Below are 22,829 nucleotides of genomic sequence, written 5' to 3' on the forward strand. Positions count from 1 at the left end.
GCAGCCCTGTAGCAGCGGCCGCCAGGCCGCGTCAGGGGCGCAACAACCAGTTCAACCCTACCAGCAACCGCTCCAACGCCCCCTGGTTGGCCTGCATCACCGCCAACCCCGCCTGGCCGATGCGTTGGGCATCCTGCGGCAGCTCGATCAACTGCCGCACCGCCAGCGCCAGCCCGGCCGCGTCGTCCACCTCGATCAACGCTCCCGCCTGGCGCAGCATGGCGGCGATCTCCAGGAAGTTGAACAGGTGCGGCCCGCTGAGCACCGGCTTCGCCAGCGCCGCCGGTTCCAGCAGGTTGTGGCCGCCATTGGGCACCAGGCTGCCGCCCACGAACGCCATGTCGGCCAGGGCGTAGAGGAACAGCAACTCGCCCATGGTGTCGCCCACCAGCACCTGTTGCTGCGCAGTCACCGCCGCGCCGCTGGAGCGACGCACGCTGTCGAAGCCCTCGGCCACGCTGAGTTCGAACACGCTGTTGAAGCGTTCAGGGTGGCGTGGCACCAGTATCAGCAGAGCGTCGCCGTGGCTCGCCAGCAGTTGCCGGTGGGCAGCGAGAATCACCGCGTCCTCGCCCTCGTGGGTGCTGGCGGCGATCCAGATCGGCCGGCCGCCGGCCTGCCATTCCTGGCGCAATTGCGCTGCGCGCTCCAGCAGGTGGCCATCGACCTTCAGGTCAAACTTGATCGAGCCCGTCACCTGCACACATTCAGGTCGCGCGCCCAGCTGGCGGAATCGTTCGGCCTCGGTCTCGGTCTGCGCGGCGATCAGGCTCATCTCCGCCAGCATCGGCGCGGTCAGCTTGGCGAAGCGTGCATAGCCACGCGCCGAACGCTCCGACAACCGCGCATTGGCCAGCGCTACCGGAATGCCGCGCAGGGCGCACTGGTGAATGTGGTTGGGCCACAGTTCGGTTTCCATGATGACGGCCAGGCGCGGCTGCACCGTGTCGAGGAAACGCGCCGCAGCCCACGGCAAGTCATAGGGCAGGTAGCAGTGCTGCACCCGCGGCTCGTTGCCGAACAGCGCCTGGATACGCTCGGAACCGGTAGGGGTCATGCAGGTGATGGTGATGGGCAGCTCGGGATGGCGAAGCAGCAGCTCGCGAATCATCGGCGCGGCAGCGATGCTCTCGCCCACCGACACCGCGTGCACCCAGATACCGCCAGTGCGCATGGCCGGCAGGTTGCGCGCGAAACGCTCGCCGATACGCTTGGCATAGGCCGGCGCCTTGCGTGCACGCAGCCACAGCCGCAACGCTACCAGTGGCAGCCCCAGGTGAAACAGCAGGGTGTAAAGAGTTCTGTTCATGGCGGCGGAGTTTACTAGCAGCGCGGCCGCTTAACCAATGGCCCGCAGGTGCCAGGTAAAGCACTCGGCCAGGTAGCGTGCCGCCGGGCCCAGCGGCTCGTCGCGCCGCCACACCAGCTCCACCACCAGCGCCGGCGGCACCCATTCGCTGTTCAACTCCACCATCTGCTGCTGGTACGCCGGGTACTGCACCACATGACGCGGCAGCCAGGCCCAGCCCAGCCCACGCATCAGCAGTTCAGCCATCACGTAGAAGCTGTCGGCGCGCCAGATCTGCGGGCTGATGGGGTCGCCGCCCGGGTAGCGGCTGCTTTCCAGGGCCACCAGCAGCTGGCGGTGCCGGGCCAGTTGCTGGCGGCTGACGTGCGCGTGGGTGGCCAGGGGGTGGTTGACCGAACACACGGTGACCATCTCGACGCTGCCCAGGGCCCGGCGCTCCAGGGCGGCAGGCATATGCTCATGGTGGAACAGCAGGCCCAGGTCGGCGCGCCGCTCTACCAGCTTGCGCGCCACGTCGCCCGGGGCACTGTTGGCCAGCTGCACTTCGACGGCCGGGTAGCGCCCCGCCAGTTTCTCCAGGCTGTCCAGCACCGGCTGGTAGGGCATGGCCTCGTCCTGGGCCAGGCGCAACTGCGCCTCCTGGCCCCGGTGCAGCGCCAGCGCGCGGCCGTCCAGGCGCTCACACTGGCGCAGCAGCTCGCGGGCTTCTTCCAGAAGCGCCCTGCCCGCCTCGGTCAGCTGCGGCTGGCGGCCGCTGCTGCGGTTGAACAGGGTCACGCCCAGGTCTTCTTCAAGGAGGGCAATCGCACTGCTGACTGCCGACTGGGCACGGCCCTGCTGGCGCGCCACGGCCGAAAACGAACACTGCTCGGCCACCTGCACGAACAGCTGGATCTGCTCCAGATTCCATTGGATGCCCATGGCAACCTATCTCCTGCATAGATAGGTATTCACTTTACCTCATCTGCCCAGCCTCTAGAATGCGAACCAACTTCAGAGGGTTCACACCATGACTGCCTACTACTTCCTCGCTATCGCCATTTGCTGCGAAGTGATTGCCACCACCAGCATGAAAGCCGTGAAGGGCCTGAGCACGCCGCTGCCGTTGTTCCTGGTCATTTGCGGCTATGCCATCGCGTTCTGGATGCTGATCCTGGTGGTGCGCGTGATCCCCGTAGGCATTACCTACGCCATCTGGTCGGGCATGGGCATCGTGTTGGTGAGCATTGCCGCACTGGTGGTCTACGGGCAGAAACTGGACATGCCCGCCATCGCCGGCATGGGCCTGATTCTGTTGGGCGTGGTGGTGATCCAGCTGTTCTCGAAAACCGCCGGGCACTGAGGCTGTATACTGCCGGTCTGTTTTCGCCTGTGAGGTTGCTTGATGTCATCCGCTATTTCCACTGACGTGCTGATTGTCGGCGCTGGCGTCGCCGGCCTGTGGCTCAACGCCCGCCTGCGGCGCCTGGGCTATTCGACCGTGCTGGTGGAAAACGCCAGCCTGGGCGGCGGGCAGAGCCTCAAGTCCCAGGCCATCATTCACGGCGGCGCCAAGTACGCGCTGCATGGCGCCCTGACCGGTGCCAGCGAAGCCATCGCCGACATGCCGCGGCGCTGGCGCGAAGCGCTGGCCGGCACCGGCGAGCTGGACCTGGCCGGCGTGCGCGTGCTGTCCCAGGCCCACTACTTGTGGTCGCCGGGCACCCTCGCCGGCAACCTCACCAGCTTCTTCGCCAGCAAGGCGGTGCGCGGCCGCGTCGACCAGGTCAAGGGCAGCGACCTGCCTGCGGCCCTGCAGGACAAAGCCTTCAAGGGCAAGGTCTACCGCCTGGCCGAACTGGTGGTCGACACCCCGGCGGTCATTGAGCGCCTGGCGCAACTGGGCGGCGACGGCCTGCTGGCCGGCGAACATCTGGAACCGCTGCTGGAAAACGGCCAACTGGCCGGCCTGCGCGTCGACGGCCGCGCCATCCGCGCCCAGCGCGTGGTGCTCAGCGCCGGCGCCGGCACCGCCGACCTGCTGGCCAGCCTGGGCGTGGACCAGCCGGCCATGCAGCGCCGGCCGCTGCACATGATCCTGGCCAAGGGCGCCAGCCTCAAGCCGCTGTACGCCCACTGCCTGGGCGGCGGCACCAAGCCACGCATCACCGTCACCACCCACCCGGCCAGCGACGGCCAATGGGTGTGGTACCTGGGCGGCGATATTGCCGAGGCCGACGGCGTGGCCCGTTCACCCGCGGAGCAGATCGCCACGGCGCAGAAAGAACTGGGCCAGTTGTTGCCCTGGGTCGACCTCAGCCAAGTGCAGTGGGCCACCTTGCGCGTGGACCGCGCCGAACCTGCCCAGTCAGGCCTGGTACGCCCCGACAACGCTTTCCTGGCCGAGCAGGGCGCGCTGCTGGTGGGTTGGCCAACCAAGCTGGCCCTGGCGCCGGACTTCGCCGACCGCGTCATCACCAGCCTTGAACGGGACAACATCAAGCCAGGCAGCCACGAACCGCTGCCGGCCCTGCCCCGCCCGCCCATGGGCCAGACCCCTTGGGAGCAACTGCTGCCATGACCGTCGCCAGCCTGCACGACCTGCACCGCCCGCTGGGCAGCACTGGCCTGAGCGTTTCGCCGCTGGGCCTGGGCACCGTCAAGCTGGGCCGCGACCAGGGGGTGAAATACCCCAATGGCTTCACCATCCCCGATGATGCACAGGCCCGCCTGCTGCTGGACCAGGCTCGCCAGCTGGGCATCAACCTGATCGACACCGCGCCCGCCTATGGCACCAGCGAAACCCGGCTGGGCCCGCTGCTGCGCGGCCAGCGCCAGGACTGGGTGATTGTCAGCAAAGTGGGCGAGGAGTTCGAAGCCGGCCATTCGCACTTCGATTTCAGCGCCGAACACACGCGCTTCTCCGTGGAACGCAGCCTGAAACGCCTGGAAACCGACTTCATCGACCTGGTGCTGGTGCACTCCGACGGCAACGACCTGGCCATCCTCGAACAGACCGGGGTGTACGAAGCCCTGGCGCGCCTGAAGCAGGAAGGCAAGATACGCGGCTTCGGCTTCTCCGGCAAAACCGTGGCCGGCGGCCTGAAAGCGCTTGAGCACGGCGATTGCGCCATGGTCACCTACAATCTCAACGAGCAGGGCGAACGCCCGGTGCTGGACTACGCTGCCACACACGGCAAGGCCATCCTGGTGAAGAAGGCCCTGGCCAGCGGCCACGCCTGCCTGAGCCCGGGCACCGACCCGGTGCGCGCCAGTTTCGAGCTGCTGTTCGCCCACCCCGGTGTCGCCAGTGCTATTGTCGGCACCATCAACCCGTTGCACCTGGCCCACAACGTGGCCACCGCAGCCGCTGTGATACGCGGGAGCTGAAACACACGGAGCCGCCCACGCGGCCGACCCCGACGCAAGAAGGAGCCGACATGCCGCGTACCCTGATAAGAAAAAACCCCAGCAACTTCAAGACCCTGCCGCTGTTCGTCGAAGCCACGCCCGAAGGCCTGAGCTACCAGAGCATCGGCATGCCGCTGAACTTTGCGCAAACCCTGCAGCGCCGCCGCCAGGTGGCCGTGGAAGACCCCCAGCGCTTTTCCCTTGAGCTCGCCAACCTGGGCGTGTCGGTGCGCCTCACCCTGACGTGGCAAAACCGCGACTACTGGATTCTGGTGCGCCAGCGCCGCCAGGACCGCGGCGACGTGGTGCTCAAGCTCATCTCCGGCTACGTGCCCGCGCACGAGCTGAACCTGCCGCTGCTCACGGCCATCCAGGAAGTGGCGGAAGAGTGTTTACTGGAAACCAGCGAAGGCTGGCTGATCGGCAAGTTCAACGACACCTGGCTACCCACGCCGTACACCGGCGCCCTGCACTACCGCGAGAAAATGCCGTTCAAGCTGCGGCCTTTGTCTGGCGCGGCGCTGCCGGTGCGCACCGGCAGCCTCAACCTGATAGAGCGGCCACGCGCCTACGTGCACCTGCCCACGGCGTCGCTGCAGCTGGTGTACGACCTGCGCCTGGAAGTGCCCAAGGAAGTGAAGTCGCTGAGCCTGTTCCACGTCGACGAGCGGCTGGAGAAGGACCAGTTGGTGGCGCGCCTGGACCGCAGCAAGCCGGACCTGTACCTGATGCCGGTGGACGACGGCAAGCCCGCCGCCGAGCTGTACACCCTGAAGAAAGGCCAGTTGCACCCGGCAAGCACACGCGGCGTGCACCTGGCCGAAAGCTTCGCGCAACAGCAAGGCTGGGTGGTGCACGATGAGCGGATTCGCTGGAAGGACTGGCTGCACCAGCAAGGGCTGGCGCCCGTGCATCAGCCACGCACGGGGCTGCGCAAACTGACTCACAAGGCGCGGGCATTGCTGCGCCTGGCGCGCGGCAATCTGCATAAAACCTGAGCAGACACACAACCCCGTAGCCGCAGCCTGCGGCAGCGGCTACGCGGGGCGTCAATTGCTGCGGATTTTCTCGACGATGGCGGTGGTCGAGCTGTTTTCCACCAGCCCCAGCACCTTCACGGTGCCGCCGTAGGCGCTGACGATGTCGGCGCCCACTACCTGGTCCACCGAGTAATCACCGCCTTTCACCAGCACGTCGGGGCGCACGTGGGTCAGCAGGTTTTCCGGGGTGCCTTCGCTGAAGCTGATCACCCAGTCCACCGCGCCCAGGCCAGCCAGCACGGCCATGCGCCGGTCAACGCTGTTGATCGGCCGGCCCGGGCCTTTCAGGCGGCTCACCGAGGCGTCGTCATTCACCGCAACGATCAGACGGTCACCCTGGGCGCGCGCCTGCTCCAGGTAGGTCACGTGGCCGGCGTGCAGAATGTCGAAGCAACCGTTGGTAAAGACGATTTTCTCGTTGTGCGCGCGGGCGTCCTCGATCGCCAGTTGCAACTGGTCGAGGCCCAGCACGCCGCGCTCCGAACCTTCCTCGCGCTGAATGGCGCGGCGCAGTTCCGGGGCGCTGATGGCGGCGGTACCCAGCTTGCCGACAACGATGCCAGCGGCCAGGTTGGCCAGGGCCACGGCGTGCGGCAGCTCCTCGCCCGCGGCGATGGCGGCGGCCAGGGTGGAAATCACCGTATCGCCGGCACCGGTCACGTCGAATACTTCACGGGCGCGCGCCGGCAGGTGCAGCGCCGGGTGTTCCGGGCGCAGCAGGGTCATGCCGTGCTCGCCACGGGTCACCAGCAGGGCGCCCAGTTCCAGGTCGCTCATCAGCTTGGCGCCCTTGGCCACAAGCTCCGCTTCATCGGCGCAACCACCCACGATGGTCTCGAACTCGCTGAGGTTCGGGGTGATCAGGCTGGCGCCACGGTAGATGGAGAAGTCCTTGCCCTTGGGGTCGGCCAGCACCGGAATACCCTTGGCGCGGGCGGCCTGGATCAGGCTTTGGTGGTTCTTCAGCGCACCCTTGCCGTAGTCGGACAGCACCAGCACCTTGATGCCTTCCAGCAACGCGTCAACCTCGGCGCCCAGCGCCAGCGGGTCGGTGGCAAAGGGTTCTTCGAAGTCGATGCGCAGCAGTTGCTGGTGACGGCTCATCACCCGCAGCTTGACGATGGTCGGCTGGTGGGCGATGCGTTGGAAATGAGCACGCACGCCGGCGGCGTGCAGGCTGTTGGCGAGGCTCTCGGCCGCCTCGTCCTGGCCAGTGACACCCACCAGCGAAGCCGGGGCGCCAAGGGCGGCAATGTTCAGGGCAACGTTGGCCGCGCCACCTGGGCGATCCTCGATCTGCTCTACCTTGACCACCGGCACCGGTGCCTCAGGCGAAATGCGTGAGGTACCGCCATGCCAATAGCGGTCGAGCATGACATCGCCGACCACCAGGACAGGGGCTTGATCGAATCGCGGCATGGACAACTTCATGGGCAACCCACATACAAATAGACAAGGGCGCGATATTAGCACAGCGCGGCGGCTGCCTTCAGAGGGCATGCGACCGGCTGGGCGGCTCAAGGGATCTGCAGGCGGTCCAGCAGCATGGCCGTGGCGTCATCCAGGCCGAGCATTTCGGTGTCGATGTCGCAATCTGCGTCCAACGGCACCTCATAGGGGCTGTCCAGGCCGGTAAAATCCTTGATCTCGCCGCTGAGCGCCTTCTGGTACAAACCCTTCGGGTCGCGGCGCGCGCAGGTGGCGAACGAGGTGCTGACATACACGCTGAAGAATTCCCCAGGCCCGAACAGCGCCTTGGCGGCTTCGCGTTCCGCACGGAACGGCGAGATGGCCGAGACAATGACAATCAGCCCCGCATCCACCATCAGCCGCGCCACTTCGGCGACCCGGCGGATGTTCTCCTTGCGCGCCGCCGCGCTCATGCCCAGGTCATTGCACAGCCCGCCACGCACGTTGTCGCCATCGAGCAGGAAGGTATGCAGCGAGCGCTGGTTGAGTTGCACCTCAAGGGCGTTGGCCAGGGTCGATTTCCCGGCACCCGACAGGCCAGTCATCCAGATGCAGCGCGGGCGCTGGCCCTTGATGGCTGCGCGGGCTGCCACCGGCACGGCCAGGCTGTAGGGGCGGATATGGGGGCGTTCACCACTGCGCAGCAACACTTCATTCATAGCCAAGCAACTCGTAGTCACGTTGATAGGCGCGGCGCACCAGGCGCCGTGTTCGTACACTGCAGAAGTCGCGGGCCAGTGCCTCGACCCGGTTGCGCGAGCGGTTGACCTGCGGCAGGTCGCGGCTCACGCCGAAGCGTTCGCACAGGTGGGCGAAGTCACGCTGGATATGCTCCTGGCGACCGATGAAATCCATCGACAGGTGACCCAGCGAGTCCACCAGGAAATCGGTCTGCGGGGCAAAATGAATCTGCTTGCGCAGGTTGTCCGCATCCAGCCAATGGCTGACGAAAGCGTTGAAGTCGTTGTAGCGGCTGACCATGGCATGGGCCTGGCCATCACGGGAGTTGGGCCGCCCCTTGAGGTAGGCGAAAGCCGAGTAGGCACGCTCCAGCGGGTCGCGCACGAAGGCAAACTTGAAGCTTGCGGCGAACTGCTCGGGGAACTGCTGCTCGTACCAGTACAGCGGGATATGGCCGGGGAACCAGCCGTCGAACAGGGCCGTGCTGACACTGCTGCCAGCGCATTTGGGCACATGGATGAACAGGCAGGCGCGCTCGGCGAAAGGTTGCGGGAACGCCACCGAGCCGGACATGGATTTGTTCACAGCCTGACGGTCGACCACGGACAGGCGCCCCAGCAGGAATGCCCGCTGAGACTTTGGAAGCAACTTCCAGATCATACGTTGCAGCATTGCAGCACCCGAGTGTTAAAGGCGGGGGACCCGTGTGGGTTACCCGCGACAGCGAGGGCAGACAATAGCAACTGGGGGCTGAAGAAATATTTAACCTTGGTCAACAACGTAAAGGGGGCGACACATATGCCGCCCCCCTGGTACCACGCGCTTTACATTGGCCGTCAGGTAATGTCGGCGGTAACCGGCTCGTCGAGGCCCATGGCATGCAGCTTGGCGTAGAAACCGTTATGCGCCAGCAGCTCGTCATGGGTACCGCGCTCGACGATGCGCCCCTGGTCCATGACCAGGATCAGGTCGGCTTTCTCGATGGTGGACAGGCGGTGCGCGATCACCAGCGTGGTGCGCCCCTTCATGACCTGGTCCAGCGCCGCCTGGATATGGCGCTCGGACTCGGTGTCCAGCGCCGAGGTGGCCTCGTCGAGAATCAGCACCGGGGCATTCTTCAGCAGTGCCCGGGCAATCGCCAGGCGCTGGCGCTGGCCGCCGGACAGCAGCACGCCGTTCTCGCCCACCTGGGTGTCGAAACCTTCGGGCAACTGCTCGATGAACTCCTTGGCGTAGGCATCGGCCGCGGCTTTCTCGATATCGGCACGCGGTGCGCCCGCCAGGTCGCCGTAGGCAATGTTGTTGGCCACGGTGTCGCTGAACAGGGTGACGTGCTGGGTAACCTGGGCGATATGGCGGCGCAGGTTGATCAGCTTGAAGTCCTCGACCTCGATACCGTCGATCAGGATTTCGCCCTGGTCGTGGTGGTAGAACCGCGGGATCAGGCTGGCCAGCGTCGACTTGCCGCTGCCTGAACGCCCTACCAGCGCCACCATCTGGCCTGGCTCAACCGTGAAGCTGATGTCGTCCAGCACGCGGCGGTCGGTCTCGGGGTAGGTGAAGCTCAGGTTGCGCACTTCCAGGCGGCCGCTGACACGGTCGCGCTCCACGGTGCCGGTGTCGACTTCCGGGGTCTCGTCCAGCTGTTCGAAGATGCTCTCGGCGCCCGCCACACCCTTCTGGATGGTGGAGCTGACTTCCGACAGTTGGCGAATAGGCTTGGGCAGCAGGCCCGCCAGGGTGATGTAGGCGATCATGTCACCGGCCGAAGCGTCACCACGCAGGAACAGCACCAGGAACATCAGCACGGCCATGGCGGTGTAGATCACCAACTGCAGCATGGGCGTATAAATGGAGCCGGTGCGGGTCATGCGCAGTTGCTTGTCGGTGTTGCTCTGGCTGGCCGCCAGGAAACGCTCGCGCTCGAAGGCCTCGCCACCGAAGCTGCGCACCACGCGGTAGCCCTGGATGGTCTCGGACGCCACGTGGGTGACGTCGCCCATGGCTACCTGGATCTTCTTGCTCTGCTTGCGGAATTTGCCGCTGGCAGTACGCACCATGACCGCGATCAGCGGCAAAATGGCGACCATCACCAGGGTCAGGCGCCAGTTCATCAACAACAGCGAGCCGAACAGGAACACCACGGTCATGCCTTCGCGAATCACTACCTTGACGGCATCGGTGGCCGCCCCCGTGACCATGGTCACGTTGAAGGTGATGCGCGAGATCAGGCGCCCGGAGTTGTTCTGGTCGAAATAGCGGTTGGGCAGCGTCAACAGGTTGTTGAACAGCTCGATGCGCAGGTCCTGCACCAGGCCCAGGGAAACCTTGGCCAGGAAATAGTTGCCCAGGTAGGAGCCCAGCCCTTGCCAGGCCGCGATCAGCACGATCAGCAGCGGCACCGCCTGCAACAGGCGCAGGTCACGCAGGTAAGGGACCGTCGGGAACAACGACGCATTGGGGTTGGTCAGGCCATCCACGAAGTATTTGAGGATGTAGCCCAGCATCGGCTGCGTGGAGGCAAAAATGAGGAAGCCCACGATGCTCAAGGCGAAAATGCCTACGTATGGCCGCATGTAGGACAGCAGGCGGAAGTAGACCTTGAGGCTGGACGGTTCGGCTTTTTCTGAATGACTCATAGAAATCTGCACGTACAAGAGAGCGGAAATACTACCACAGGGTCGGCCGATTAAGCGTATGGGGCCAGGCTGGGGTATGATAGCCGGCTATTTTCAGGGGGCCGGCATGCAAAGACTCGACTACGCGGACTATCAGGTGCTTCGCCAGGGGGCCCGGGTCATCGAGGCCGATGGCCACGGCGAGAAGGTCCTGCTGCTGCCTGACGGCAATTTCCTCAAGCTGTTCCGCCGCAAGCGCGTGATCACCTCCGCCGCCCTGTTCCCCTACGCCCAGCGCTTCGCCAGCAACACCGATGCGCTGCGCAAGCGCGGCATTCCCTGCCCGCGCATCCTGGCGACCTACCGGGTGGCCGAGATCGAGCGCGACGTGGTGCATTACGCCCCGCTGCCCGGCGACACCCTGCGCCAGCTGATCACCGGGCCGGTGCCGCCACCGCGGGCGCTGCTTACCCAGTTCGCCACCTTCGTGGCCGGGCTGCACGAGCGTGGCGTGTATTTCCGCTCGCTGCACCTGGGCAACGTGGTGATGACGCCGGAAGGCGAACTGGGGCTGATCGACATCGCCGACCTGCGCACCTACCCCTGGGCGCTGCGCAAAAGCCTGTGCCTGCGCAATTTCCAGCACATGCTGCGCTACGAGGAAGACCGCGACTGGCTGATGCAGGACGCCGGCCTGCCGTTTTTCCAGGCCTACGCCGACCACGCGCCGCAGCGCTGGAACAGCAGCCAGCTGGCCGAGCGCCTGGGCTGACGCAGGCTGTAGCAGCAACTGTCTTGTGGGAGCTGGCTTGCCAGCGAGCTTTTATGGCCCCAACAGCTCGCTGGCAAGCCAGCTCCCACAGGATGCAGCAGCCTTATGGCCGCTGCTACGGGGCTTCGGTGGGTTTGCGCGGCAGGCACATCACCAGGATCACCGGCATCCACACCGCCAGCCACATGGCGCGGTTGCGCCCGAACAGGGCGAACACATCGAACTGAATGGCCACGCTGGCAAACACCCAGAACAGCAAGGCCGCCATGCCCAGCGCGTGCATGCGCAGGCGGTAGGCCTGCACGCCCACCCAGCCCCACATCACCAGCCACAGGCCAGTGGCGATCACGCCGTAGCGAATGGCGGTATCGAGGATGAAGTTGTGGCAGTGTTCCAGGTCCTGGCCGGGCATGTCCATGCGGTAGTCACCGCTGATGCCGATACCCACCCAAGGGTGCGCCTTGATAAAGCCGACTGCCTGGCGCAGCAATTCCAGGCGCTCCGAATCCCCACGCGCCAGCAGCGACGGGTTGAGCCACAGCACCAGGCCTGCGCAGCCGAGGCCGATCAGCGCCGTCAGCCAATGGAATTTCTTGCCGCCGGCCAGCACGTAGGCGATGGCCACCGCCACCAGCGCCAACATGGCGCCACGGCTGCCCGACAGCACCACGAACGCCAGCGAACACAGGTGCAGCGCCGCCCACAGCGCCCGCGCACGGCCCGAACGTGGCCACCAGGTGAGGCCCACCACCATCAGGCAGGCAATCGAATAAGCCGCCGGGTTGGGGTTGTCCAGGAAGCCGCCAAAGCCGTAGATACGGTCGATGTTACGCAGCGGATAAGCCACCAGCGCCGCCGCCGAATACAGCCCCGCCAACGCCCCCCACACCACGATCATCAATTGCACGCCCCAGGCATTGAAACGCCCCCACAGCGCCCAGCCCAGCATCAGCAGCAGGAACAGCGCCTCGCGCTTGACCATGGTGACCGGCATGTCCAGGTTGTCCATGGGCCAGGCCTGGGTCACCAGTGCCCACGCCAGCAACGCCAGGTAGCCCCACAGTTCCTTGCGTTCGCGCAGTATGACGCCCACCTCGCGGTAATGGCGCACCAGCAGGTACAGGCTGGGCAGGTAGGCGAAGGCCGACAGCAGCCACACGTAGAATTTCATCGTCGGCGTCAGCAACACGCCTGCCACGCTCCAGAACAGGCCAAGGCCCAACAGCAGGCCGGCTATGCCGAGCTTGCCGTGCAACTGCTGCACGCCAGCGCGGATTGGCGCCAGGGCGAAATCGAAATGGTGCTGCCGGGGGTAGACTGTTGCCACGCCTTATTCCTTGGAGAAGCCGAACTTTGATTTGAACAGGTAGCGCCTGAAGCGCTTCCAGGTGATGCGGTCCCAGCTGCGCACCGGCAGGCTGGCGAACAGCTCCCGGGCCATGGGGTGGTCGTAACGCACGGCCTGCTTGAGCGCCTTGTTGATCACCGCCACCCGCGCACGGGCGTAGCCGGGGTGGTCGCGGTAACGATCGATGACCTGCATGTCGTAGGTCAGCTGGCTCTTGTAGGCGGTCTTGGAGATGTTGGTGTCGTGGCGCCGGTAGAGGGTCACCACCTGCGGCAGAATGTCAGTGCTGTAGCCCAGGTGCGCGATCTTCAGCGTCATCTGGAAGTCCTGGATACGAATGCTCGGGTCATAGCCGCCCACGCGCTCGATGGCTTCGCGGCGGTACATGGCCACGGGTGCGCCCACCGAATAGGCCTGCTGCAGCAGGCGGGCAAAATCGAAGCGCTCGATAGTCACGTGGCTGGTGGCCTCGCGCTTAGTCTCGCACCCCTTGGCATCGATGAAGATCACCCGCCCGCCCACGCAGCCGACCTCGGGGTGTGCCTGCAGGTGGCTGACCTGCAGTTTCAAGCGGCCCGGCAGCATCACGTCGTCAGAGTCGGGGGTGATGATGAAATCGCCACGGGCATGGCTCAGGGCGAGGTTCAAGGCTGCGCTGACACCCTGGTTGCTCTGCTCGTAGTATTGGAACGAGTGGGCCTGGGCCAGTGCCTTGATTTTCTCGCCGCTGCTGTCGGTGGAGCCGTCATTGACCACGATCAGCTCAACATTGTCGTAGTCCTGGCGCAGTATGCTCAGCAGGCACTCTTCGATGTAGAGCTCGTGGTTGTAACAAGGAACCAGTATCGATACCAATGGCCATTTCATCTTGATGCTCAGTCCCTTACTGCTGTGGCACAGCCTTCGTCCAACGGTCCCAATCCTTGTAACACCGCGGTGCGCAGGCACCCTAACCGGACACCAGGCGGCGCATCCGCAGCCAGAATTCTCCCAGGCTTCCTTTAAGATTAGATGGACGCAGCGGCGCTTGCATGGCCTCGACGATCTGCTGGCCGATACGCGCGAAGCCGTACCGGCTTTCCACCAGCTCCCTGCCATTGCGTGCGATGGCACCGGCCAGTTCGGGGTTGCCACGCAACACGGCGAGCTTTTCCCGCAACTGGCTGACCGAGGTGTACAACACCAGGTTGTGCATGTCGACGAAGCCCAGCGCGCGGTTCTCTGCCTCGCCTTGATCGTAGGCCAGCAGGACGCAGCCGCACGCCATTGCCTCGAAATTCTTGATCATGTATTCGCCCATGCCCACGTCGGCACTCACGAAGAAGCGAATACGGTTCAGGGTATTCAGATAGTCGTCGCCGGACTTCGTTCGGGTCACCAGCAGATTTTCATGTGCGCCCAGCTCATCCAGCAATGCCTTGCGCCCGCTGTAGGCGACGCTGCCGGTGCTGCCGACGAATGCCAGTTCGATGTCACGGGCAAGCCCCAGGTCACGCAGCAGCGTCTGGTCGTAGCCCTTGGCCACGAACGCGGCATCGAAACCCTCCTGCTGCAGGCGCTGGGTAACCTGGAAACCGGAGCTGATCACCCGCACCCAGGGGATGTTGCGATAGTGCCGGCTGAATTTGCCGGTGTATTTGCAATCGATGTAGTTCTGGTAGGCGTCGTGCTCGAGGATTACCAGGTTGGGCACGCTGCGGATGAACGCCACCTGCCGGATCTCCTGCTTGAAGCGCAGGAAGAACAGGATGCGGTCGTACTGGCTGGCGTCCACTTCGCGTTGGAAATAGCCGCGCAGGTCGCGCTGGTCGGCGCTGTCCAGCCAGCGCAGGTCGCACTCGCAATGGTCGGCCACAGCCTGATAGAGGCGGTCCAGAATCACCCGCTGCTCTTTTTGTACCAGAAACAGGACCTTCATCATTTACTCCGCGACGGCGAACCGATCCAAAACAGCTCATGGCGGCGCACGGCCTTGCGCATGAATTCATTATCGCCATACGGCGGCCAGCGGCGCCCTGCCAGGCACTGCTGCAACCAGCGGCGCAACCGGCGCTTGAACGGCGGGGCTGGCTGCAGGTCGTGCATCATGCCCAGGGCCATGGCCTTGTCCACCTGCGCGGCGGGGGCCAGTTCCAGGCTGAGCGGCACCATAACCTGCGACGCATCAAAAAAAGGTGGAAGGCTGACACCGCTATGCGCATCGCCCATGGGCCAGCGGTCGTTGTCATGCAGGTGGTTGGCATAACCCAACAAAGTGTGCGGTTGCCACCCAGTGCCCTGCAAGGCTTCCAGCACGGCAGTTTGTGAGCAGATGTGATCCGGGTGCGGGTCGATGGCCGCATCGGGCATCACCAGCACCTCGGGGCGGGCCAGCTCGATCAGCGCGCGCAGGTCGGCCAGCAGGTTGTTCCAGCTGGGCACGCCGTCGTCGCCGGGCAGGCTGACGCGGTTGTATTGGCGGAACAGGCGGGTGTCATCCAGCTGCGCCTCGCGGGACGCCACGGGCTGGTCCGGTGCGGCCTGCATGGTGGGCAACTGCAGGCAGAAATAACCCAGTTGCACGCAACGCTCCTGGGCCACGCCGGCCCAGGCGGGCACGGCAATACTGTCCCAGGCGCGCAGGCGGCCCTTCAGCCGCGCAGCATCGGCCACCGGCAGGCCCATGGCCTGGTAGTGCTGGGCTTCGATCTCGCCAGCAGTCAGGGTAACCACCCAGGTGTCCGCCTGGCTGTACAGGCCAAAGGCGGCCAGTTCGGCATCGTCGGCATGCGGGGCGATGACCATCACGCGCTTGTGGCGCAAGTCCGGGTGACGCCACAGCCACAGCTGCGGTGCGCCCAGCAGGCGGCAATGACGGCCACGCAGCTGCAGGTCACCGGCCGCCAGCGCGGCGCCGAAACTGCTCAGGTTCAGGTAGCGCAGGCCGTCGACGCCGCGCTCGAATGCCTGGCGATCAACCTGGCCCGCCCCGCTGATTTCCACCTGCGGGTCGACGAAGCGCCCCAGCCAGCCAGCCTTGACCTTCACGGCCAGCACCAGCGTCTCGCCGCCGTCCAGCGCTTGCGGCTCGGCCAGGCGCAGCTGCCCGCCCGCCAGGGTCACTGCCGGCTGCGTGGCGCTGTCGCCAAAGTTGTATTGGTAGTCGTCGCCAGGGGCGTAGAACAGGTGGTCGGCAAACCAGGCCTCATGAGCCACCCAGGCCAGCACGGCCAACAGTGGCGCCAACCACCATTTGACCAGCACGCCCAAGAGGACCAACACCACCAGCCCTACCAGCAGGGCCAGGCGCTTGTTGCGACGGTGACGCTTGAGGAGCTGCTGTTTTCGGCTCAAATCTGGAATACCGGTACCGGGTTGCACCAACGATCCTTGTACTCGCGGTCAGCGCGGCCGAAGGAGAAGCGCAACGCCTTGCCAAGGGAGCGGGCATCTTCCCACGCAGCCTGGGTATTGAGGAAGCTCAGCACGCTGCCCGGGCTGAACGCCCGCGTCTGCGGGTCGACGCCGCCATTGATGTATTCGACGCTGACCCACTCGGGCGCCTCCACCCGGTACACCAACTGGATAGCGATGGGCGCGTCGTTGAGGAACAGCACCGAACCGATCAGCAGCTCGCGCAGCAGCTCCACCACTTCGGCCATGTGCTCGGCGCCCGTGGCCGGGAACTCCCAGCGGCGCAGGAACAGGTCGCAGTACATGGCGGCGAGTTCCTTGCTGCTGAAGTCGCTGACCGGGCGCACCACCCCGCCTGCCTCTTCCAGCAGGCGCAGTTCGCGGCGCTGGTTGTAGCGAAACTTCTTCGACAGGTCTTCGGGCGTACGGGCCATGGCCAGCGATTCGGCCTGGGGCTTGAGCGTGGCGAAGCGCCCCTGGTTGAGCTCCGATAGGTAGCGCCCGGCATGCCGCAGCGGCGCCTGGGCGTCACTGGCAGCCGGCAGGATCAGCTCGGCATTGCCCAGGTCGAACAGGCCTTTCTTGCCCGCGCGCTTGAGCTCGTCCTTGGACAAGGCCAGCGAACGCCCCCAGGTAGGAATGGCCGCGCGCAGTTCGCCCGCCTGCTCCCAGCCCAAATAGCGCACCGGAATGCCGGCAAGGCCGGCCAGGCGTTCCACCACCAGCGGGTGAGTGGCCACGCTACCGCCAAAACGCTGCCATGCCTGTGCATAAGTGCCAGCGTCGATCTGAGTCCAGCCGCGCTCGCGCCAGCCTTGAAAACGGTTGAGCATCAAGCCTCCGCAGTAATGTCGGTGACTTGCGGCAAGCGCCAGAAAGTCTCGCGTACGGCCTGGTCCGAAAAACGCTCGGCCAGGCGTTGCAGCATAAGGTCGGCACACGCCTGGCGCTGTTCGGCGTCAAGCGTGGACAGGTGCACCAGCGCCTGGGCCAGGTGCTCGGCGTCGCCGAACGGGAACAGAATGCCTACCCCTTCGACCACTTCCCGGGCACCGCCACAAGCCGTGGCCAGCAGCGGCACGCCGGCGGCCATGGCTTCGAGCAGCACCATGCCGAACGGCTCGTTGTCCGAACTGAGGGCAAACACGTCGAAGGCGCGGAAATAGCGCCGCGCCTCCGGCACCTGGCCCAAGAAACGCACACGTTCGCTGATTTTCAGCTCCGCGGCCAGTTCCTTGAGGTCCTGTTCCAGGCGCCCGGTGCCCATGATCACCAGCTGTGCGCTGGCCGGCAGCGTTGGCAGCGCCTGGGCAAAACCACGCAGCAGCGTGGCCTGGTCCTTGTCGGGGTGCAGGCGGCCGACGTTGCCGACGATCCAGGCATCGGCGTCCAGCTTCAACGCTTCACGCGCCTGCGCCGGCGGCAGTTGCTCGGCTTGCAGCGCTGCCACGTCGATGCGGTTGTATAGGGTGCGGATACGCCCGGTCGGCCACTTGGGCAGGCACTGGCGCATGTCGTCGCGCACTGCGTCCGACACGCCCAACAGGCTCAGGCGCTTGCGGAACAGGTGCGCGAACAGCTTGCGCGAGCCACGCTGGTAGTCGCCAAAGGCATGGTGCACGCCGATCACCGGCAAATCGGTGGCCAGCAGGGTGATATAGATGGGCTTGAAACGGTGGGCGATGCAGAAGCTGAAATCGCGACTGGCGGCAATCTTGCGCAAGTCGCGAATGGCGCCCAGCTTCAGGCCACGAATGGCCTTGGAGCTGTATTCCATGAACAGCACTTCATCGCTGGCGCAGCCCGCCGCTACCTGCGGGTCGGCGACCCCGGTCAGGAAGACCGTGGTCACGCGATAGCCGGTACCGGCGAAGAGGCTGGCGTATTGCCGCGCGCAGTCCAGGAACGGCCCGTCATAGCCGTGGCAGAACTGCAGCACATGACGCTCAGCCGAGCGTGTCATAAGCGTTCGCGCCGTCTTTGACCACCAGGATGTCTTCCATGATCAGGTACTGCAGATCGGAACCGAAGAACATGTTCAGGGCGTCGGTAGGCGAGCAGATCATCGGTTCGCCACGGCGGTTGAGCGAGGTGTTCAGCGACACGCCGTTGCCGGTCAGGCCTTCCAGCGCCTTCATCATGTCGTAGTAGCGCGGGTTGTATTCGCGCTTGAGCACCTGGGCACGCGAGGTACCGTCTTCGTGCACCACTTCCGGCACGCGGGTCTTCCACTCTTCGGCCACTTCGAAGGTGAAGGTCATGAACGGCGCCGGATGGTCGATCTTGATCATCTGCGGGGCCACGGTGTCGAGCATCGACGGGCAGAAAGGCCTCCAGCGCTCGCGGAACTTGATCTGGTGGTTGATGCGGTCAGCCACGCCCGGCACGCTTGGGCAGCCGATGATCGAGCGGCCACCCAGGGCACGCGGGCCGAACTCCATGCGGCCCTGGAACCAGGCCACCGGGTTGCCGTCGACCATGATCTGGGCGATCTGCTGCGGCATGTTCTCAAGCTTGCGGAACGCCGGCTTGTTCGGGTGGCGGGCACAGGCGGCGATCACGTCTTCGTTGCTGTACGACGGGCCGAGGTACACGTGCTCCATCTTCTCGACCGGCACGCCACGGGCGTGGGACACGTAGGCCGCAGCGCCCACGGCAGTACCGGCGTCGCCGGAAGCGGGCTGCACGAACAGCTCCTTCACGTCGTTGCGGGCGATGATCTTCTGGTTCAGCTTGACGTTCAGGGCACAGCCGCCGGCGAACGCCAGCTTGCCGGTTTCCTTGAGCACGTCACCCAGGTAGTAGTCGATCATCTGCAGCGACAGCTTCTCGAACAACGCCTGCATGCTGGCCGCGTAGTGGATGTATGGCTCGTCGGCGATGTCGCCTTCGCGCTTCGGCCCCAGCCACTCGATCAGTTTTGGCGAGAAATAGAAGCCCTTGCCCTTCTCTTTATAGCGGCGCAGGCCGATGACGTTGGCGTAGTCGGTGTTGATCACCAGTTCGCCATTTTCAAAGGTGGCCAGGCGCGAGAAATCGTACTTGCTGGCGTCGCCATACGGCGCCATGCCCATGACCTTGAACTCGCCGTCGAGCATTTCGAAGCCCAGGAACTCGGTGATGGCACCGTACAGGCCACCCAGCGAATCCGGGTCGAAGAATTCCTTGATCTTGTGGATCTTGCCGTTTTCGCCGTAGCCGAAGAACGTGGTGGCGTACTCACCCTTGCCATCGATACCCAGAATCGCGGTTTTCTCTTTGAAACCCGAGCAGTGGTAGGCGCTGGAGGCGTGGGCCAGGTGGTGTTCCACCGGCTCGATCTTGATTTTCTTCGGGTCGAAGCCCAGTTGCTCCAGGCACCAGACGATCTTGTTGCGGTAGCGCTTGTAGCGGCGGTTGCCCATCAGCAGCGCGTCGAGGGCGCGGTCCGGTGCGTACCAGTAGCGCTTGGCGTAGTGCCAGCGGGCCTTGCCGAACAGGCTGATGGGCGCGAACGGAATGGCCACCACGTCAACGTCGGAGGGCTTGATGCCGGCCTGCTCCAGGCAGAACTTCGCCGACTCATAGGGCATGCGGTTCTTTGCATGTTTGTCACGAACGAAGCGCTCTTCTTCGGCAGCCGCGATCAGCTTGCCGTCGATATACAGGGCTGCGGAAGGATCATGGCTAAGGGCGCCGGACAGGCCAAGAATCGTCAATGCCAAGGGTCTAGCCTCTTTCAACGGAATATATGCGCCGAGGGCCATGGGGCTGTCGGCGGCGAAAGGGCGAGATTATAGCGCATTCACGGTAGCGGCTGCATATGGGGCTATTGCCAGGGTGTCGCGGCGTTCAGCTTCCGTCCTCAAGCAGCGCCGGCGGCTCGCGCCATTTCAGCAGTTGTTCCTTGTATTCGCGCTGGTAGTAGGCGCACCCGGGCTTGAGCGGGTCCATGTCGCACTTGAAGCGTTGGCGGGCATCGCTGGGGTGCCAGCCAAAGCCCTGGTCGGCCGCCCACTCCATCAGGGCGCAGCCGGTGAGAAGGAAGCCTCCCACGGATAAGAGTATGAATCTACACATCGCGCCACCGCTTGCAGGGGAAGAGGGTGGTATTAGGCGCATGGAAACCTGCGGGACGAAGTCAGCAGATTCCCTCGATCACGAAAGGTGGATCCGATGTAGTTGAACGATTTTTCCTACGTCATGATGCCCAAATGCCTTACCTGCGCCGACGAAGCCGGTAATCCTCCGTATAGCCCGGAAGCTTATGCGCGCACCCAAACCTCGCCCCATCGCCCTGGCACTGGTATGGCTGGACAGGCTCCGGCCACCGATTCGCCGGGTCTACCACCTTGAATTCTGCACACCCCGCCAACAGCGTTATGTTGAGTAGCAATGCACTGCGAACAAGCATGAAGCAATCCTCCAGATAGGGAACCCGGAGCCTATGGCGAACACCGTCCGTTGAAAGCCAGCCATTTCCCATACAACCGTAGGACCACGCCCAAACCTGTAGCAGCTGCCGCCAGGCCGCGTCCCAGGCGCCGCGTTTGTTCAGACACGCCGCGTGCGGCAGACGCAGCCTGACGGCAGCTGCTACGGGACCGGTGGGCTTCAGAGTTGGTAAACTTGTCCGATTCAGTACATACCTTCACTTTCGGACCTTTCCCCCACAATGATCTCTGCCCCGCCTTTCCTGCGCCGTCGCTCCCTGCTCACCGGCCTGCTGTTGGCCAGCCCCCTGGCCCAGGCCGATGCGCCCGAGATTGTGCTCGACTCGGTGGTGGTCAGCGGCGCCCGCAGTGAAAACAGCAGCTTTGACCTGCCCTATTCGGTGGACAGCGTCAGTGCAGAGCAGATTCACGACGGGCAACTGGGCATCAACGCCTCGGAGGTGCTGCAGCGCATTCCCGGGCTGGTGGTGCAGAACCGCCAGAATTACGCCCAGGACCTGCAGATTTCCTCCCGTGGCTTTGGCGCGCGCTCGGCGTTCGGGGTACGCGGGTTGAAGCTGATTGCCGACGGCATTCCGGCCAGCACGCCGGACGGCCAGGGCCAGGCGGCGACGTTCAACCTCGACACCGCCGAGCGCATCGAGGTACTGCGCGGCCCGGCCGCCACCATGTACGGCAGCAACGCCGGCGGCGTTATCCAGATGTTCTCGCGTGACGGCAGCGGCGCGCCGAAGGTGGGCGCCGAAACCGTGATGGGCAGCGACGGCATGAGCAAGAACCACGTGTATGCCGAGGGCGGCATCGACGCCGACACCGGCTTCGTGCTGGACGCCTCGCGCATGGACACCGACGGCTACCGCGACCACAGCGCCGCGCGGCGCGACACCACCTTCGCCAAGCTCAACCTCAAGCCCGACGAGGACAGCAAGCTGGCGCTGATCTACAGCAGCCTGGAGCAGAACGGCACCCAGGACCCGCTGGGCCAGACCTGGGACGCCTACAAGGCCGGCCCGCGCTCGGTGGCCGCTGCTGCGCTGAACTACAACACGCGCAAGAGCATCGACCACCAGCAGGTGGGCCTGAACTACGAGCGTTACATTGGCGACGCGACGCTGCAGGTCACCAGCTACTACGGCACGCGCAGCGTGATTCAGTACCTGTCGATTCCCAAAGGAACGGCGGCGGACACCCGTGGCGGCGGCGTGGTCAACTTCGACCGCACCTTCTACGGCGGCAGCCTGCACTGGATTCAGCCGATACTTTCAGCCCCCGGTGACCTGAAGCTCATCGCCGGCCTGGATTACGACCGCAGCCAGGACGACCGCCAGGGCTACCAGAACTACGTGGGCAGCACCCTGGGCGTGAAAGGCGCCATGGCCCGCGACGAGATCGACACCGCCACCAGCCTCGACCCCTTCGTGCAGGCCAACTGGGCCCTGGGCGACTGGACCCTGCAGGCCGGCGTGCGCCACAGCACCATGCGCATGGACGTGGATGACAAGTTCCTCAGCAACGGCGACGCCAGCGGCAGCAAGGACTACCAGCAGAACACGCCATCGGTGAGCGTGATGTACGCCTTCACCGAGAACCTGCACGGCTACGTCAGCGCCGGCAAAGGCTTCGAAACCCCCACCCAGGCGGAAATGGCCTACGCGCCGGGTAACACCGAGGGCTTCAACTTCAACCTCAAGCCTTCGGAAAGCCGCCAGTACGAAATCGGCCTGAAGGCCAAGGTCGGTGACAGCACCCGCATCAACGCCGCGCTGTTCCAGATCACCACCGACGACGAACTGGTGGTGGCCGAGTCTACCGACGGCCGCACCAGCTACCAGAACGCCGGCCGCACCCTGCGCCGCGGCCTGGAGCTGTCGCTGGACAGCCAGCTGACGCCCACCTGGAGCACCCAGCTGGCCTACACCCACCTCAACGCCACCTACGACAGCGACTTCACCAGCGGCAGCGGCACCACCGCCAAGCAGGTGGACAAGGGCAACTACCTGCCCGGCGTGCCCAAGGACACCCTCTTTGGCGAGTTGAAATGGCAGCCGCAGGACTGGGTCAGCACCGCGCTGGAAGGCATGTACCGCAGCAAGGTCTACGTCGAGGACACCAACCAGGACAAGGCAGCGCCGTCCTACGCGGTGTTCAACCTGCGCACGCGCTTCGAACAGAAGGTCGACCACTGGACCTTCCACCAGATCGTGCGCCTGGACAACCTGCTGGACCGCCAGTACGTGGGCTCGGTGATCGTGGGCGACAGCAACAAGCGCTACTACGAGGCGGCGCCGGGGCGGTCGTGGTATGCGGGGGTTGGGTTGGAATACGGGTTTTAAGCCAATGACGCGGCCTTCGGCCGCTGCTACATAGATCGGCGT

Annotated in this window: 20 protein-coding genes; 6 read left to right on the top strand and 14 right to left on the bottom strand. The window is 64.9% G+C overall.

Annotation, left to right across the window (positions count from 1 at the left end; translation table 11 throughout):
• Window positions 1–31: 31 nt before the first annotated feature.
• Both waaA and AC0SZ7_RS16520 read right to left on the bottom strand, forming a co-directional pair.
• Window positions 32–1,309 carry a lipid IV(A) 3-deoxy-D-manno-octulosonic acid transferase gene (gene waaA, locus AC0SZ7_RS16515; RefSeq protein WP_475505376.1) on the bottom strand — a complete coding sequence of 426 codons (1,278 nt, stop codon included), beginning with the start codon at window positions 1,307–1,309 and terminating at the stop codon, window positions 32–34.
• Between the two features lie 30 nt (window positions 1,310–1,339).
• Window positions 1,340–2,230 carry a LysR family transcriptional regulator gene (locus tag AC0SZ7_RS16520; RefSeq protein ID WP_475505377.1) on the bottom strand — a complete coding sequence of 297 codons (891 nt, stop codon included), beginning with the start codon at window positions 2,228–2,230 and terminating at the stop codon, window positions 1,340–1,342.
• Between the two features lie 88 nt (window positions 2,231–2,318).
• Here AC0SZ7_RS16520 and AC0SZ7_RS16525 point away from each other — a divergent pair, with 88 nt between their 5' ends.
• From AC0SZ7_RS16525 to AC0SZ7_RS16540, 4 genes are read left to right on the top strand one after another with little or no spacing between them, the layout of a single operon-like run.
• Window positions 2,319–2,651 (top strand): DMT family transporter, encoded by a 333-nt coding sequence (locus AC0SZ7_RS16525; protein ID WP_475505378.1) that lies wholly within the window; start codon window positions 2,319–2,321, stop codon window positions 2,649–2,651.
• Between the two features lie 42 nt (window positions 2,652–2,693).
• On the top strand, window positions 2,694–3,869 hold the full coding sequence (locus tag AC0SZ7_RS16530) for an NAD(P)/FAD-dependent oxidoreductase (protein ID WP_475505379.1): 1,176 nt from the start codon (window positions 2,694–2,696) through the stop codon (window positions 3,867–3,869).
• On the top strand, window positions 3,866–4,678 hold the full coding sequence (locus AC0SZ7_RS16535) for an aldo/keto reductase (RefSeq protein ID WP_475505380.1): 813 nt from the start codon (window positions 3,866–3,868) through the stop codon (window positions 4,676–4,678). The genes AC0SZ7_RS16530 and AC0SZ7_RS16535 overlap by 4 nt, the downstream gene beginning before the upstream one ends.
• A gap of 50 nt (window positions 4,679–4,728) precedes the next feature.
• Entirely contained in the window at window positions 4,729–5,697 is a 969-nt protein-coding gene (locus AC0SZ7_RS16540; RefSeq protein ID WP_475505381.1) for a metal ABC transporter ATPase, read from the top strand.
• 51 nt (window positions 5,698–5,748) lie between these two features.
• Here the strand turns inward: AC0SZ7_RS16540 and hldE are convergent, their stop codons facing one another.
• The 4 genes from hldE to msbA form a co-directional block, all read right to left on the bottom strand.
• Window positions 5,749–7,170 carry a bifunctional D-glycero-beta-D-manno-heptose-7-phosphate kinase/D-glycero-beta-D-manno-heptose 1-phosphate adenylyltransferase HldE gene (hldE, locus tag AC0SZ7_RS16545; protein ID WP_475505382.1) on the bottom strand — a complete coding sequence of 474 codons (1,422 nt, stop codon included), beginning with the start codon at window positions 7,168–7,170 and terminating at the stop codon, window positions 5,749–5,751.
• A gap of 86 nt (window positions 7,171–7,256) precedes the next feature.
• Window positions 7,257–7,868 (bottom strand): adenylyl-sulfate kinase, encoded by a 612-nt coding sequence (gene cysC / locus AC0SZ7_RS16550; RefSeq protein WP_475505383.1) that lies wholly within the window; start codon window positions 7,866–7,868, stop codon window positions 7,257–7,259.
• Window positions 7,861–8,562 carry a sulfotransferase family 2 domain-containing protein gene (locus tag AC0SZ7_RS16555; protein WP_475505384.1) on the bottom strand — a complete coding sequence of 234 codons (702 nt, stop codon included), beginning with the start codon at window positions 8,560–8,562 and terminating at the stop codon, window positions 7,861–7,863. Before AC0SZ7_RS16555 ends, cysC begins: the two co-directional genes overlap by 8 nt.
• A 164-nt stretch (window positions 8,563–8,726) precedes the next feature.
• Window positions 8,727–10,529: a lipid A export permease/ATP-binding protein MsbA gene (gene msbA, locus AC0SZ7_RS16560; protein ID WP_475505385.1), complete on the bottom strand. Its 1,803-nt coding sequence runs from the start codon at window positions 10,527–10,529 to the stop codon at window positions 8,727–8,729.
• A gap of 106 nt (window positions 10,530–10,635) precedes the next feature.
• On the opposite strand from msbA, the gene AC0SZ7_RS16565 reads away from it, so the two are divergent.
• A complete protein-coding gene (locus AC0SZ7_RS16565) occupies window positions 10,636–11,280 on the top strand; it encodes a BUD32 family EKC/KEOPS complex subunit (RefSeq protein ID WP_475505386.1) in 645 nt (214 codons plus the stop codon).
• A gap of 115 nt (window positions 11,281–11,395) precedes the next feature.
• Here AC0SZ7_RS16565 and AC0SZ7_RS16570 read toward each other — a convergent pair whose 3' ends face one another.
• The 8 genes from AC0SZ7_RS16570 to AC0SZ7_RS16605 all read right to left on the bottom strand — a co-directional run bounded on the left by AC0SZ7_RS16570 (window position 11,396) and on the right by AC0SZ7_RS16605 (window position 20,023).
• On the bottom strand, window positions 11,396–12,607 hold the full coding sequence (locus tag AC0SZ7_RS16570) for an O-antigen ligase family protein (protein ID WP_475505387.1): 1,212 nt from the start codon (window positions 12,605–12,607) through the stop codon (window positions 11,396–11,398).
• Between the two features lie 3 nt (window positions 12,608–12,610).
• On the bottom strand, window positions 12,611–13,495 hold the full coding sequence (locus AC0SZ7_RS16575; RefSeq protein ID WP_475505388.1) for a glycosyltransferase family 2 protein: 885 nt from the start codon (window positions 13,493–13,495) through the stop codon (window positions 12,611–12,613).
• An 82-nt stretch (window positions 13,496–13,577) separates the two neighbouring features.
• Window positions 13,578–14,546 carry a glycosyltransferase gene (locus tag AC0SZ7_RS16580; RefSeq protein WP_475505389.1) on the bottom strand — a complete coding sequence of 323 codons (969 nt, stop codon included), beginning with the start codon at window positions 14,544–14,546 and terminating at the stop codon, window positions 13,578–13,580.
• On the bottom strand, window positions 14,546–15,961 hold the full coding sequence (locus tag AC0SZ7_RS16585; protein ID WP_475505390.1) for a PIG-L deacetylase family protein: 1,416 nt from the start codon (window positions 15,959–15,961) through the stop codon (window positions 14,546–14,548). Before AC0SZ7_RS16585 ends, AC0SZ7_RS16580 begins: the two co-directional genes overlap by 1 nt.
• Window positions 15,958–16,854 carry an antimicrobial resistance protein Mig-14 gene (locus tag AC0SZ7_RS16590; RefSeq protein ID WP_475505391.1) on the bottom strand — a complete coding sequence of 299 codons (897 nt, stop codon included), beginning with the start codon at window positions 16,852–16,854 and terminating at the stop codon, window positions 15,958–15,960. The genes AC0SZ7_RS16585 and AC0SZ7_RS16590 overlap by 4 nt, the downstream gene beginning before the upstream one ends.
• On the bottom strand, window positions 16,854–17,984 hold the full coding sequence (locus AC0SZ7_RS16595; protein ID WP_475505392.1) for a glycosyltransferase: 1,131 nt from the start codon (window positions 17,982–17,984) through the stop codon (window positions 16,854–16,856). Before AC0SZ7_RS16595 ends, AC0SZ7_RS16590 begins: the two co-directional genes overlap by 1 nt.
• Complete coding sequence (locus AC0SZ7_RS16600; protein WP_475505393.1) at window positions 17,968–19,725, bottom strand: carbamoyltransferase family protein; 1,758 nt, start codon at window positions 19,723–19,725, stop codon at window positions 17,968–17,970. Before AC0SZ7_RS16600 ends, AC0SZ7_RS16595 begins: the two co-directional genes overlap by 17 nt.
• 127 nt (window positions 19,726–19,852) lie before the next feature.
• Entirely contained in the window at window positions 19,853–20,023 is a 171-nt protein-coding gene (locus AC0SZ7_RS16605) for a hypothetical protein (protein WP_475505394.1), read from the bottom strand.
• Between the two features lie 652 nt (window positions 20,024–20,675).
• Here AC0SZ7_RS16605 and AC0SZ7_RS16610 point away from each other — a divergent pair.
• On the top strand, window positions 20,676–22,787 hold the full coding sequence (locus AC0SZ7_RS16610) for a TonB-dependent receptor family protein (RefSeq protein WP_475505395.1): 2,112 nt from the start codon (window positions 20,676–20,678) through the stop codon (window positions 22,785–22,787).
• The last annotated feature ends 42 nt before the right edge of the window (window positions 22,788–22,829 follow it).

Source organism: Pseudomonas sp. JC1203 (genome assembly GCF_056175065.1).